The sequence below is a fragment of the Pedobacter jamesrossensis genome (genome assembly GCF_042650905.1).
Classification (GTDB): domain Bacteria; phylum Bacteroidota; class Bacteroidia; order Sphingobacteriales; family Sphingobacteriaceae; genus Pedobacter; species Pedobacter jamesrossensis.
The window spans coordinates 33,896-47,331 of record NZ_JBHSBY010000128.1; the positions used below are offsets into that span (position 1 = coordinate 33,896).

The 13,436-nt window shown below is 34.8% G+C and carries 12 protein-coding genes; 11 read left to right on the forward strand and 1 reads right to left on the reverse strand.

Annotated features, from left to right (window positions below; genetic code table 11):
• The first annotated feature begins 17 nt into the window (after window positions 1-17).
• From ACFOUY_RS14065 to ACFOUY_RS14110, 10 genes are all read left to right on the forward strand, one after another.
• Window positions 18-2,237 carry a glycoside hydrolase family 3 N-terminal domain-containing protein gene (locus tag ACFOUY_RS14065; protein WP_378961468.1) on the forward strand — a complete coding sequence of 740 codons (2,220 nt, stop codon included), beginning with the start codon at window positions 18-20 and terminating at the stop codon, window positions 2,235-2,237.
• Between the two features lie 35 nt (window positions 2,238-2,272).
• Window positions 2,273-2,443 carry a DUF4982 domain-containing protein gene (locus tag ACFOUY_RS14070; protein WP_378961469.1) on the forward strand — a complete coding sequence of 57 codons (171 nt, stop codon included), beginning with the start codon at window positions 2,273-2,275 and terminating at the stop codon, window positions 2,441-2,443.
• Between the two features lie 120 nt (window positions 2,444-2,563).
• Complete coding sequence (locus tag ACFOUY_RS14075; protein ID WP_378961470.1) at window positions 2,564-2,839, forward strand: hypothetical protein; 276 nt, start codon at window positions 2,564-2,566, stop codon at window positions 2,837-2,839.
• 4 nt (window positions 2,840-2,843) lie between these two features.
• Window positions 2,844-4,025: an alginate lyase family protein gene (locus ACFOUY_RS14080; RefSeq protein WP_378961471.1), complete on the forward strand. Its 1,182-nt coding sequence runs from the start codon at window positions 2,844-2,846 to the stop codon at window positions 4,023-4,025.
• A 1-nt stretch (window position 4,026) separates the two neighbouring features.
• Window positions 4,027-5,202 carry a glycoside hydrolase family 88 protein gene (locus tag ACFOUY_RS14085; RefSeq protein WP_378961472.1) on the forward strand — a complete coding sequence of 392 codons (1,176 nt, stop codon included), beginning with the start codon at window positions 4,027-4,029 and terminating at the stop codon, window positions 5,200-5,202.
• A gap of 781 nt (window positions 5,203-5,983) precedes the next feature.
• Window positions 5,984-7,450, forward strand: coding sequence for a glycoside hydrolase family 30 protein (locus tag ACFOUY_RS14090; RefSeq protein ID WP_378961473.1), 1,467 nt, complete (start codon window positions 5,984-5,986; stop codon window positions 7,448-7,450).
• A gap of 10 nt (window positions 7,451-7,460) precedes the next feature.
• Window positions 7,461-8,282: an SDR family oxidoreductase gene (locus ACFOUY_RS14095; protein WP_378961474.1), complete on the forward strand. Its 822-nt coding sequence runs from the start codon at window positions 7,461-7,463 to the stop codon at window positions 8,280-8,282.
• A gap of 3 nt (window positions 8,283-8,285) precedes the next feature.
• On the forward strand, window positions 8,286-9,461 hold the full coding sequence (gene uxuA / locus ACFOUY_RS14100; RefSeq protein ID WP_378961476.1) for a mannonate dehydratase: 1,176 nt from the start codon (window positions 8,286-8,288) through the stop codon (window positions 9,459-9,461).
• Between the two features lie 258 nt (window positions 9,462-9,719).
• Window positions 9,720-9,953 carry a hypothetical protein gene (locus tag ACFOUY_RS14105; protein ID WP_378961477.1) on the forward strand — a complete coding sequence of 78 codons (234 nt, stop codon included), beginning with the start codon at window positions 9,720-9,722 and terminating at the stop codon, window positions 9,951-9,953.
• Window positions 9,954-10,288: 335 nt separating this feature from the next.
• Window positions 10,289-10,888 carry a DapH/DapD/GlmU-related protein gene (locus ACFOUY_RS14110; protein ID WP_378961478.1) on the forward strand — a complete coding sequence of 200 codons (600 nt, stop codon included), beginning with the start codon at window positions 10,289-10,291 and terminating at the stop codon, window positions 10,886-10,888.
• A gap of 2 nt (window positions 10,889-10,890) precedes the next feature.
• Here the strand turns inward: ACFOUY_RS14110 and ACFOUY_RS14115 are convergent, their stop codons facing one another.
• On the reverse strand, window positions 10,891-11,535 hold the full coding sequence (locus tag ACFOUY_RS14115; protein ID WP_378961479.1) for a response regulator: 645 nt from the start codon (window positions 11,533-11,535) through the stop codon (window positions 10,891-10,893).
• A 76-nt stretch (window positions 11,536-11,611) separates the two neighbouring features.
• On the opposite strand from ACFOUY_RS14115, the gene ACFOUY_RS14120 reads away from it, so the two are divergent.
• A complete protein-coding gene (locus ACFOUY_RS14120; RefSeq protein ID WP_378961480.1) occupies window positions 11,612-12,811 on the forward strand; it encodes a sensor histidine kinase in 1,200 nt (399 codons plus the stop codon).
• The last annotated feature ends 625 nt before the right edge of the window (window positions 12,812-13,436 follow it).

Here is a 13,436-nt window from a genome sequence, read left to right on the forward strand (position 1 = left end):
GTTCTATAAATATCATCATGAAAAAATATCTTCCACTTGCACTTCTTTTAACCTTGCCTTTAGCAAATGTTTTGGCACAGGATAAAAAGATTGAAAAGAAAATAGATTCAGTTTTAAAACTGATGACTTTAGAAGAGAAAATCGGTCAGCTGAACCAGTACACTGGAGGCGATGCAACAGGACCAATTACTAATAACCCGAATAAGTTAAAAGATATTCGTGATGGCAAATTAGGCTCAATGCTTAATGTAAAAGGTGCCGCTGAAACCAGAAAGGTTCAGGAAGTAGCCATGCAATCGAGAATGAAAATTCCTTTGCTCTTTGGTTTAGATGTAATTCATGGGTATCGGGTTACTTTTCCAATTCCTCTGGCCGAAGCTGCAAGTTGGGATTTACCTGCTATGGAAAATGCGGCCAGAGTGGCTGCAAGAGAAACAGCTGCTTCTGGTGTGCATTGGACATTTGCGCCAATGGTAGATATTGCCCGCGACCCGCGTTGGGGAAGGGTAATGGAGGGTGCAGGAGAAGATACTTACCTGGGTTCTCAAATTGCTAAAGCTCGTGTGCATGGTTTCCAGGGAAAGGGTTTAGGTAATCTTGATGCGATTATGGCCTGTGCAAAACATTTTGCCGCTTATGGTGCAGCAATAGCAGGAAGAGACTACAATACCGTTGATATGAGCGAGCATACTTTATGGGAAACTTACTTACCTCCCTTTAAGGCCGCAGTTGATGCTGGTGCTGCAACTTTTATGAATTCTTTTAATACTTTAAATGGTATTCCGGCAACGGGAAATGCTTATTTACAGAGAGATATTTTAAAGGATAAATGGAAATATACTGGCTTTGTGGTAAGCGATTGGGGTTCGATAGGAGAGATGATTGACCACGGTTTTGCAAAGGATAAATCTGAAGCGGCAGAGTTAGCCATTAAAGCAGGTAGTGATATGGATATGGAAAGCAGAAGTTATTTGCCTTCGTTACCAAAACTAGTAGCAGAGAAAAAAGTACCCGTTGCTTTAATAGATGATGCCGTTAGAAGAGTTTTACGCAAGAAATTTGAGATGGGATTGTTTGACGATCCTTATCGATTCAGTAATGAAGAACGTGAGCAGAAAGAATTAAATTCGACTGAAAACAGAGCTGCATCATTAAAAATGGCAGAGAAAAGCATCGTATTATTGAAAAACGAAAAGCAAACACTTCCTCTTTCTAAAGATTTAAAAAAGATTGCAGTTATTGGTCCCTTGGCAAAATCTGAAAAAGACATGCAGGGTTTTTGGTCAATAGCTTGGGAAAACGACAAACTTGTTTCCCTATACGATGGCTTAAAAAACAAGGTTGGTAATAAAACAGAACTTTTGTATGCTAAGGGATGTGGTATTTCTGATTCTTCTAAAACTGGTTTTGCAGAGGCTGTAGCAGTTGCTAAGGCAGCAGATGTTGTAATTATTGCTGCGGGCGAAACGTTAGATATGAGTGGCGAGGCAAAAAGCAAAACCAATATTCATATTCCTGGTGTTCAGGAAGATTTAATTAAAGCCATTCAGGTAACCGGCAAACCTGTTGTAGTATTGCTAATGGCTGGCCGCCCGTTAATTTTTAACTGGACGGCAGATAATGTTCCTGCAATTATGTACACATGGTGGCTAGGCAGCGAGGCAGGTAATGCGATGGCAAATGTTCTATTCGGCGATTACAATCCAGCCGGTAAATTACCGATGACTTTTCCGCGTAGCGAAGGGCAAATTCCTCTGTATTATAACTATCTAAGCACTGGTCGTCCATCTAAAAGCGATAATGACAGAAATTATAAATCAGCTTACCTTGATTCTCCAAATAGTCCAAGATTTGCTTTTGGCCATGGATTGAGTTACACTACATTCGATTACAGCGGATTAACGCTTAATAAAACTCAGATGGCCATGAATGATAAAATCAATATTAGTTTTACCTTAAAAAATACAGGTAAATACGATGGAGAAGAAGTTGTTCAATTGTATTTGCAGGATAAGTTTGCTTCTATTGTGAGGCCTGTTAAGGAGCTTAAAGATTTCCAGAAAGTAATGTTAAAAGCTGGTGAAACTAAAACATTAAGCTTTACAATCGATAAAGAAAAACTTTCATTTTATAACCAACAATTAAAATGGACAGCCGAAGCTGGAGATTTTAAACTAATGATTGGAACAGCTTCAGATAATATTAAACTCGAAAAAGATTTTACTTTAATCAATTAACCATTTCCTTCTAATCTTATTGGACAGAAAAACCGATGATTCATATCTATGGGCATACCTGGCCGGTACGTTGGGGCGATAACGGTGAAGAGAAAATGGTTAAAGTTTATGCTAACTGTACAGAGGTCGAAATATTTTTAAATGGTAAAAGCTTTGGTTCTAAGAAACGTAATAGTCAGGATTACCCTGCCGCTGGTTTGCGCTGAAATTTACCTTTTGTAAAAGGAGAGAACATCGTAAAAGTAATTGGTAAGAAAGGTAAAGAAATTGTAACTGATGAAATCAAATTCAATTATCAGACTGAAAAGTGGGCTAAGCCAGCTAAAATGGAGTTAAAAAAGATAAGCGAGCAGGGTGATGAAGCAACCGTAGAAGTGAAATTATTTGACAGTAAAGGCGTACAATGTTTAGATGCTATTAATTGGATAAACTTTGGGTTAACTGGCGATGGAAAATTATTAGACAATCTTGGAACATCTTCTGGCTCGAGAAAGGTTCAGGCTTTTAACGGAAGAGCGATAATCAGTATTAAATTAAATAAAGGGAAAAGTGTAGTTTCTGTTAAATCAGAAGGATTGCCAACCTTATTTACAGAACTTTAGTATTATGAAAAGAATAATAACGAATACATTTATTCTGTGTTTCTTCCTGCTATCAACAGCTTTCTCGGCTTTTGGTCCGGCGAAAGGTACGATAGAAAAAGAAACGGAAGCTGTTTTAAAAAAACAAATTTTAGAAGAAGCAAACTGGGCCATGAAACAAAAACCAGTTACTGTAACAGCGTCATCTTCGCCTAGAAGCGCAGGCGAGAAACACGATTTCTTTTCAGAAGCAGATTACTTTTGGCCCGATCCGAAAAATCCCGATGGTCCATACATCAACAGAGATGGTTTAACTAACCCCGATAACTTCCTCGAACACAGAAAGGCAATGGTTAGATTAAGCAAAATAATTGGTTCGCTCGCATCGGGTTATAAAATTACAGGCGATGAAAAGTATGTTAAGCAAGCAGTGGTACACCTCAAGGCTTGGTTTGTTAATAAAGAAACTTTAATGAATCCGAATTTACTTTATGCTCAGGCGGTTAAGGGAAAATTTACAGGGCGAAATTATGGTATTATCGATACAATCCATTTAATGGAAGTTGCCCAAGGTGCTTTGATAATGGAAAAGGCAAAAGCATTTGATAAAGAAACTGCAAAAGCTGTTAAAAAATGGTTTGCTGATTATGTTTTGTGGTTAAATACTAGTAAGCCTGGTATTCAAGAGAAAACTGTAAAAAACAATCATGCAACTTGTTGGGCTATGCAGGTTGCATCGTTTGCCAAACTTTGCGGCTATGAAAATATGTTAGATTCCATTAAGACAAACTTTAAAACCAATTTACTACCCAATCAAATGGCTGTTGATGGAAGTTTTCCTTTAGAAATGGCTCGTACAAAACCTTATGGATATTCTATTTTTAATTTAGATGCAATGACTATGCTTTGCCAGATTTTATCAAGCCCAAAAGATAATTTATGGAATTTTGAAACAGCAGATGGTAAATCGATAAAAAAAGGAATTGCCTACTTATATCCATTTATTGCAGATAAAAGTAAATGGACATTAGCAACTGATGTTATGTATTGGAACAATTGGCCTGTTGCACAGCCTTTTTTACTTTTCGGCGCAAATGCCTATAACGAAAAATCCTGGTTAAATACCTGGAAAAAATTAGATCATAATCCTCAGGTAGAAGAGGTAATTAGAAACCTGCCAATCCGTAATCCTTTAATCTGGTTATAATATGAAACAGAAAATTCAAATCTTATCGTTGATGTTATTGTCTTTCAACGTAGTAAAGGCACAAAAAACAGATGTTGCAAAAGCATTTGCATCAGCAGAAAAACAAACAATTGTCCTAATTAAGAATGTAGATTCTGCCAGAAAAGATAAACCTAATTTGGTATCTCCAAGAACGGTAGAAAAAGGAGCTTTTAAAATGGTTGTTTCAAAAGACTGGACTAGTGGCTTTTTCCCAGCAGAGCTTTGGTATTTTTATCAATATACAAAAGATAAAAAGTGGCTTGATTTAGCTAAAAAATATACAGAAGATATTAAAAAAGAACAGTTTAACCGGGGTACGCACGATTTGGGTTTTATGATTTATTGCCCTTTTGGTAATGGTTATAAACTAACAAAAGATACCGCATATCGTTCCGTTATTGTTCAGGCTGCAAAATCACTTTCTACAAGATTTAACAAAACAGCAGGCGTGTTAAAATCTTGGGATCATAATGGTGATAAATGGAAATACCCAGTAATTATTGATAATATGATGAATTTGGAATTACTATTCGAGGCAACCAAATTTACCGGCGATTCATCATTCTATAAAATTGCAATTTCTCATGCTGATAATACGATTAAAAATCACTTCCGCCCTGATTTTAGTTCTTACCATGTTATAGATTATGATACTACGCAAAATGGTAAAATTCTGCAAAAACTAACGGCTCAGGGTTATGCAAACGAATCGGCATGGGCACGTGGCCAGGCATGGGCATTGTACGGATACACAATGTGTTTTAGAGAAACAAAAAAGCAAGCATATTTAGCTCAGGCAGATGGTATTGCGAACTTTATTTTAAGTTCTAAAATAACTCCCGAAGATGGTATTCCTTATTGGGATTATAACGACCCTCAAATACCTAACGTATCCAGAGATGCCTCTGCAGCTTCAATTACGGTTTCTGCACTTTATGAACTCGCTAAATACAGTAAAAATAGTAAAAAATATAAATCAGCAGCCGATAAAATTTTATATTCGCTTAGTACAAAATATGTAAGTAAGCCAGGCGAAAATTATGGTTTTATTTTAGAACACAGTACAGGTCATCGTCCGGCAAAATCAGAAATTGATGTGCCAATTAACTATGCAGATTACTATTATCTCGAAGCATTATTAAGAAGTAAAAACTAATATCAGAATTAATTAAGAAAAGTTGAAAAATGATTTATAGATTTTATAAAGGTGCGTGGGGACACGCACCTTGGCTATGGAGTAGGGACACCAATGTTATCAACTTAAAGAGAGTACAAAAAATATTGTCATCGTGAGCGTAGTCGAAGGAAAGATATTTTATGTATTCGACTATTAAAATGGTTTTCGACTATGCTACCATTGACGTTTTTTGTTTGTCGTCATTGCGAAGCAGGGTTTGTGTGAGCTGAAGCAATCTTATTTCAATTATCTTTCGAATAAGATTGCTTCTTACCTCGTAATGACGATTGCCTTAAAACGTTATTTATATTTATTTTTATGAAATAAATTAACCCTGCCACTGACGTTTTTTGTTTGTCGTCATTGCGAAGCAGGGTTTGTGTGAGCTGAAGCAATCTTATTTCAATTATCTTTCGAATAAGATTGCTTAGTAACTCGCAATGACGATTGCCTTAAAACGTTATTTATATTTATTTTTAAGAAATAAATTACCCCTCAGACTGACAACGTTTGTACTTAAATTAATAGCATTTTGGTAGGGATACGCACCTTGGCTATTGCCATGGAACGTGTCTCCACGTTCTATAAAGTAATTGGAGTTGAAATTTAAACAGTTTCTAAATTTTTAATTAATTAGAACTTGGTAGATGAAATTTTAAGGATAAGGATTTACTTAAATTAATAAGAGTTTAAAGAAAAATGATGGTAATTTATTAATAATATTGCAAGCAAAACCCTATACAATAAACGAGCAAATAGAATGAAACAAAACTTAAGCCTTCTTTTAGTTTTAGCTACCGCATTTACAGCTGGTGCTCAAATCAAAAAAACAACTAAACCAACTCAGGCCTACACGGTAGGTAATAAAAAAGTATCAGTATATGTTACTGCTCAAAATTCGGATTTAAGAATTCGCAAAACGGAAACTTTAAATTTTGTAACAAATAAGCAGCCATTTGAAACGGAGCCTTGCGTTTTTATCGATCCTACAATAAAATACCAAACTATGGTTGGTATTGGTGGTGCTTTAACCGATGCTTCTGCAGAAACATTTGCAAAGCTATCAAAGAAAAACCAGGATGAATTAATGGAGAAATACTATAATCCAACCAGTGGAATAGGTTACACACTGGCACGTACAAACATAGCAAGTTGCGATTTCTCTAGCGGCAGCTACACGTATGTTCAGGATAACGACAAAGAACTGAAAACTTTTAGTGTTGCACACGATGAACAATTTAAAATTCCATTAATTAAGCAGGCAATTAAAGCCGCTGGCGGTAAATTAACCCTTTTTGTAAGTCCATGGTCGCCACCAGCATGGATGAAAGATAATAACAGTTTACTTGGAGGCGGACATTTACTTCCTGCGTATCGTCAAAGTTGGGCAAACCACTACGTAAAATTCATTAAAACATACGAATCGATGGGAATGCCAATTTGGGGTTTAAGTGTTCAAAATGAACCAATGGCTAAACAAAAGTGGGAATCATGCGTATATACGGCAGAAGAGGAACGCGATTTTATTAAAAACTTTTTAGGTCCAACGCTTCAAAAATCAGGATTAGCATCGAAAAAGTTAATTGCCTGGGATCATAATCGCGATCAGATTTTCCAAAGAGCATCTACCATATTAAATGATAAAGATGCAGCAAAATACGTTTGGGGAATTGGTTTTCACTGGTACGAAACATGGACCGGAAGTAACATGCAATTCGGAAATGTTAAACAAACACATGAGGCATATCCAGATAAAGCATTGATTTTTACTGAAGGATGTAAAGAGAAGTATGATGTAACTAAGCTAGATGATTGGACTTTAGGTGAACGTTATGGTTACTCTATGATTAACGATTTTAACAGTGGAACAGCAGCTTGGACAGATTGGAATATTCTGTTGGACGAAAACGGAGGACCAAATCATGTTGGTAATTTCTGTTTTGCACCAGTTCATGCAGATACAAAATCAGATAAATTAATTTATACAAATGCTTTCTATTATATGGGACACTTCTCTAAGTTCATCCGTCCGGGTGCGAAGAGAATTGGTTCGGCATCAAGTCGCGATAAATTGCAAACAACAGCATTCATTAACCCAGATGGTAAAGTTGCGGTTGTGGTTATGAATCAATCTGATGAAAAATTGAAATATAGTTTATGGATTAAAGGAGAAGCAGCTACTACAACAAGCTTGCCTCATTCTATAACCACATTAGTAATCGAATAATATTAAATTAATGGTAAAAGAATCTAATCTTTTCTCTTTAGAAGAAAAGGTTGTAGTGGTAACAGGCGCTACAGGTATATTAGGCGAGGCATTTGTTAATGGCCTTGCCGCTGCGAAGGCATCATTGGTCATTATCGGAAGAAATGAAGATGTTGCAAAACAAAGAACAGAAGAAGCTATTAGTGCAGGTGCTAAAGCAATTTATATCCTCGCTGATGTTTTAAATGAGGAAGATTTAGAGCATGCTAAGCTGAAAATTCTTACTGAATTTGGAAGAATCGATGCGCTGGTAAACGCTGCTGGTGGAAATGTTGCCGAAGCTGTTGTTCAACCAGGAAATGATGTTTTCGATTTAAATATTGCTGCATTGAAACAAGCTTTCGATTTAAACTTATTTGGTACTATTTTACCAACACAAATTTTTGGTAAGGAGATTGCAAAACAGGGTGGAAGCATTGTAAATATATCTTCAATGGCTGCATCACAGGCAATTACAAGGGTTTTGGGCTATTCTTTAGCAAAATCTTCTATAGATAGCTATACCAAATGGATGGCCGTCGAACTTGCCAACCGCTACGGCGATAAAATCAGAATGAATTCTATTGCACCGGGCTTTTTTGTTACCAACCAAAACAGAACCTTGTTAACCAATGAAGATGGTTCGCTTACTGCCAGAGGAAAATCAATCATCACAAAAACACCTTTTAAAAGATTTGGTAATCCGGATGAATTAATTGGAGCCTTGGTTTATTTGCTAAGTGATGCTTCAAAGTTTGTAAATGGCGAGAATATAAAAGTTGATGGTGGTTTTAGTGCTTTCTCTGGTGTGTAATTTATGGAATCAAAATATAAAAAATTAGAACAAACTTGGCGCTGGTATGGCCCAAACGATCCGGTTAGCTTACAAGATGTAAAACAAGCAGGAGCTACAGGAATAGTTACCGCTCTTCACCATATTCCTCATGGCGAAATTTGGCCTTTGGCAGATATTCAGGAAAGAAAATCAATTATCGAAGCTTCAGGTTTAACTTGGTCGGTAGTAGAAAGTGTACCCGTACACGAGGCGATTAAAACCCGAAGAGCTGATGCTGATAAGTTTATAGAAAACTATAAGATTTCACTTCAAAACTTAGCGAAATGCGGTATTAAAACTGTTTGTTACAATTTCATGCCGGTTTTAGATTGGACGCGTACACAGCTGGATTTAGAAATGACAGACGGCTCAAAGGCTTTGTATTTTAACTGGATTGACTTAGCGGTTTTTGATTTACATATTCTAAAAAGAGCAGGCGCTGAAGATGATTATCCACATTCTGTTTTAGAACGTGCGAAAGCTAAATTTGCAACCTTAAATCAGCAACAGCTTGATGATTTAAGGGTTAATGTGTTGATGGGCATTCCAAATGAAAAGGAAATAGAATTGGAAACACTTCGCAATAGTATTAATGAGTATAAAGTAATTGGTTTTAATGGTTTAAGAGAAAATCTGGTTTACTTTTTATCTTCAATTGCAGAAGTTTGTGAAAAAGAAGGAATAAAAATGACGATACATCCTGACGATCCGCCATATCCGATTTTAGGTTTGCCAAGAATTGCTAGTACAATTGATGATTTTAACTATATTCTTAAAAATGTAGATAAACCATTTAATGGCGTTTGTTTTTGTACAGGCTCATTAGGTGCCGGTGTAGATAATAATGCATTAGAGATTTTTAATGTGGTAAAAGAACGTGTTTATTTTGCGCATTTACGTAATGTAACTAAAGACGAAGACGGGAGTTTCTACGAAGCCGACCATTTAGGCGGAGACGTAAATATGTACGAAATTATGAAAGCATTATCAGAAGAAAATGCTTTAAGAGATAAATCTATTCCTTTCAGACCTGATCATGGTCACCAGATGTTAGATGATTTAGCAAAGCAAAGTAATCCGGGTTATTCGGCTATTGGCCGTTTACGCGGTTTGGCAGAACTACGCGGACTTGAGCTTGGTGTAACCGGTAATTATTAAAGTTAATCCTGTCGGTTTGCTAATCGGCAGGATTAATAGTTATCAAATAAATACAATCTATACTATAGAGTAATATATAGTCGTTTATAAGTGAGGATGCTAAAAATTTTGTTTGTTTTTTGATGAAAGTTGGTGTGAATCAAAAATCTGATAAAAACAGAAAGAGTTCAGTTTTTGTTAATCGAAGATTGAAATAGATAGTAATAGTATCAATATTTTATTTCACTTTTGCATTGGTTCAATTTGATTGATTGATTTATGGAAGATAATACAAAACCGGGTAAAAGAATTCTAACACCCTCAGTAATTCATGAGGATTTGCCTGAAGTTAAAAAGCCTGAGCATTTAAGAAAAGGACCGGTTGAGCAGGAAGATATGTTGCCAGAAAATCCTGAAAGAAATTATCATCACGAAGAATTTAGAAGTGTTACGGGAAGTCACGATGAATTGAGATACGCAGATGATGATGTTTGGAATGGAGAAGATGCCTGAATTACATTATTGCGGGCTACCGAAATACCTGTCTGTAATATAAATAATAGTCCTTATTAGCCCTTAAAGGCTATCTTTAAGTTAATGATAATTGTTTATATTGGTATTAAGATAAATCAATATCAGCTTTATTTGAATAATGGCTATAGAAATCATGCAATTGACTAAATCGCCTTTTTGGATAATTTCTTTCTTTTAAAGATTTAGCTTATAATTTACCAAATCAGATTCTAACTTGTTCTGAGTCTACATTGTTTTTTAATAAAATAAAATTTCCTAAATCTATCTTTAAAATGTTCAAATGATTTGTTACATTATGCCTTTATAAATACTAGATGGATAAATTGGATAACACTAAAGTTTCTTATAATATATTTCAAGACTGGAAAGCTAATAGCGGAAGTGTAAGCAGTAAATTTGTTATGGTGTTTTATCGAATCGCCAGTTGGACAAGAAGCAAAACTATTCTCACTATACTTTTTTTCTGGTATCTCATCTTTTATATCGTTTACATCGAATGGATATCTGGAATTCAAATTAGCTTATTCGCTAAAATTGGAAAGGGCTTCAGGATAGAAAATGGAAGAGGAACTTCCATAGATAGCGAAGCCGAATTTGGTGTAAATTGTACCATTCGTCAATTAACAATCGTTGGAAGAAAAAAATTAATAGATAATACGTTTAGTGGTGCACCAAAAATAGGCGATAACGTGGATATTGGTGTTAATGCCATAATTATCGGAAATATTCAAATAGGTAATAATGTGGTAATAGGGGCAGGTGCAGTTATAACCAAAAATGTGTCTGATAATTCTGTAATGGTAGGCAATCCTGCAAAACTGCTTAAAAAGGTTTATGATTTCCCTGCTTTCGAAGATAGTGAAAGGAAAATAGATGACGAAGATACTTCAGTTAGTTTATTAGACAGGGTATAGGTTTAATCCTGTGTGCTGTTTGAGTTTAAATTATACTGGGTAAATTTATTTAAGGCCTCTACTCTATTTTGAACATGTAATCTTTTGTAGATATTTTTACAGTGATTTTTTACTGTGTTTTGGCTAATCTGTAATTTATCTGATATTTCTTTATATAAAAGCCCTTCGCTTAAAAGTGATAATACCTCTAACTCGCGACTACTCAAGCCAAAACTATTTTCATCACTTTTTTGATGCAATAATGTTATTACTTTTCTTGCAATGTAGGGGCTCATTGGCGAGCCTCCATTATGAAGTTCTATAATTGCACTTTGAATTTCGAAAGAGGTAGAACCTTTAACTATATATCCAGATGCACCAGCTTTTAGTGCGCTAAAAACGTATTCGTTATTTTGATAACCTGTACACATTAAAAATTGAGTAAAAGGCAAACTGGATTTTATTTGCTGAATAAGTTCAATACCCGATAAAGCCTTTAATTTAATATCAACAACGGCAATATCTGGCGGATTAAGTGGTAAATTTATTAAAGCTTCTTCAGCAGATGAATAGGCTCCATTTATTTGGAATAAAGCATTTTCCTCAATAGCTTTAACTAAAGAGTTACGATAGTGGTCATGATCTTCAACAATAGACACAGAAATCATACTATTCGATAATTTAGATATTAGTATAGGTATTAAATTGTATTATATTCGTAAATCATCTGCGTACTAACAAACTATGACGAAAAATTATAAGTTGCTACTTACTTTATTACTTACTTCGGTAATTTGTATATTCTTAATTAACTCATCTTTAAATGATAAAGTAGAATATGAAAATAATAAAGCGGTTCAAACGAAAATTTCATCTTCCCATTATGGAAACTTAAATAACATATTCAATACGAATGTATTCGAAAAATATTATCATTTAGAAAATAATTCTATCCTTTTAAACCATAAGCTTAATAATTTGCAAAGCTTCGGCAAATTAGGTATTTATTTATATAATTTACAGCTTTCTAAATATATTTATAATCATTTAGGTGCAAAAAACTGTATTACTAATTATACTAATCAAGCTTTTGTTGTGAATTTCCCGATTTATAGCTCATTTGGTTTTTTAATTATTGGCGATAACCTTTTTTCATCAATACCGAATAAATGGATCATTGGATTTATTGTTTTGCTTGCTATTGGCATTATAATGTTTTTTTATTTTACTAAAAATTCAACCATTCACCATTATTCTCATCGAAATTACATCGAGCAAAAAAGGTATATAGATGCCGAAAGGCAACGTATTAGCAGTGAAATGCACGATGAAATTGGCGCAGGCCTATCTGCAATTAAGCTTTTTTCGGAGGTTGCCAGTAAAAACAGAAAAGATGTAGACGAAATACGGCAAATTAATGTGATGATTAATGAAATGGCCGATAAAATAAATGAGATTATTTGGAGTACTAATGCAGAAAGCGATAACCTGGAAAGTTTATTCGATTTTATAGAAGGCCAATCAAGAAAATTATTTGAGCACTCAAGCATTACTTTCACCGCATCAATGCCTCATAATATTCCTGATGTAATTATCAGCAGCCAAATAAGAAGAAATAATTATTTATTAATTAAAGAGGTTGTGCATAATGCACTAAAGCATTCGAAGGGTACAACGGTGCATTTAGGTATAAGTATTAGTAATGGACTGGTTATTTATTCTATTAAGGATAATGGCGTTGGTTTCGATCCAAATCTTGTTAAGCTTAATGCCATGGGTTTAAGCAATATTAAGCTTCGTATAGAAAGATTAAAGGGAAGTTTAATTATCGAAAACTATAAAGGAACTGGTATACTAATTAAAATTCCTTTGGAAGGTATGATAATGAAGTTCGAAAAGAAAAAGTTTGGCTGGATTTTCCCAGAAAAACAGACCCGCCGTTAATTGGCAGACTTGAGCCATTCACGCATAGTAGACTGTTTTAGTTCAATTTATTCATTCTATAAAAATCCTTTAATAAATAAATGAAGATGCTTAGATTTAGGTATTAAATTTTATTGGTCTTTGGTTTAAGTGAGGAGCAGATATCTTAAAAGTATCTGCTTTTTTATTACCTGAAGCCATAGACATCGTGCTCCATGCTCTGTGTCTTCACAGAACATAATCATTCGTTCCCTCAATTTACTTACGTTTTCACGAGAATGAGATATGGTGTGGTCATGCTGCTATTGGCGTTACGTCATGCTCAACTTGATTGGGCATCTTAATTGCTTTAGCAGGTATTTGTTTCGTTCCTTTCTATCGTTTTACGTCATCCTGAGCGGAGTCGAAGGACAATTGTTAGGCGGATAACCTACAAACTTATGCAGTTTTGGAAAACAGTATTGCAAAATCCGTCTGGTAAAAAATCAATGGACGACTTTGCCTCTTAAATAGTCGACCCTTAAAAACCACATAACTATTCGATTTACAGTTATTTAAAATTATATTTGGCATAATTTTTGCATTAAAATATGCAAGAAATGAGTATTTTCGTTTTCAAACCTTGCAAATTTTTTCGATATGTTGG

Bases quoted from the DNA above. Each gene is read 5' to 3' on its own strand.
- ACFOUY_RS14075 (WP_378961470.1), top strand. From the start codon at position 2,564: ATGGAGTTAAAAAAGATAAGCGAGCAGGGTGATGAAGCAACCGTAGAA.
- ACFOUY_RS14085 (WP_378961472.1), top strand. From the start codon at position 4,027: ATGAAACAGAAAATTCAAATCTTATCGTTGATGTTATTGTCTTTCAAC.
- ACFOUY_RS14095 (WP_378961474.1), top strand. From the start codon at position 7,461: ATGGTAAAAGAATCTAATCTTTTCTCTTTAGAAGAAAAGGTTGTAGTG.
- uxuA (WP_378961476.1), top strand. From the start codon at position 8,286: ATGGAATCAAAATATAAAAAATTAGAACAAACTTGGCGCTGGTATGGC.
- ACFOUY_RS14070 (WP_378961469.1), top strand. From the start codon at position 2,273: ATGATTCATATCTATGGGCATACCTGGCCGGTACGTTGGGGCGATAAC.
- ACFOUY_RS14065 (WP_378961468.1), top strand. From the start codon at position 18: ATGAAAAAATATCTTCCACTTGCACTTCTTTTAACCTTGCCTTTAGCA.
- ACFOUY_RS14105 (WP_378961477.1), top strand. From the start codon at position 9,720: ATGGAAGATAATACAAAACCGGGTAAAAGAATTCTAACACCCTCAGTA.
- ACFOUY_RS14120 (WP_378961480.1), top strand. From the start codon at position 11,612: ATGACGAAAAATTATAAGTTGCTACTTACTTTATTACTTACTTCGGTA.
- ACFOUY_RS14080 (WP_378961471.1), top strand. From the start codon at position 2,844: ATGAAAAGAATAATAACGAATACATTTATTCTGTGTTTCTTCCTGCTA.
- ACFOUY_RS14110 (WP_378961478.1), top strand. From the start codon at position 10,289: ATGGATAAATTGGATAACACTAAAGTTTCTTATAATATATTTCAAGAC.
- ACFOUY_RS14115 (WP_378961479.1), bottom strand. From the start codon at position 11,535: ATGATTTCTGTGTCTATTGTTGAAGATCATGACCACTATCGTAACTCT.
- ACFOUY_RS14090 (WP_378961473.1), top strand. From the start codon at position 5,984: ATGAAACAAAACTTAAGCCTTCTTTTAGTTTTAGCTACCGCATTTACA.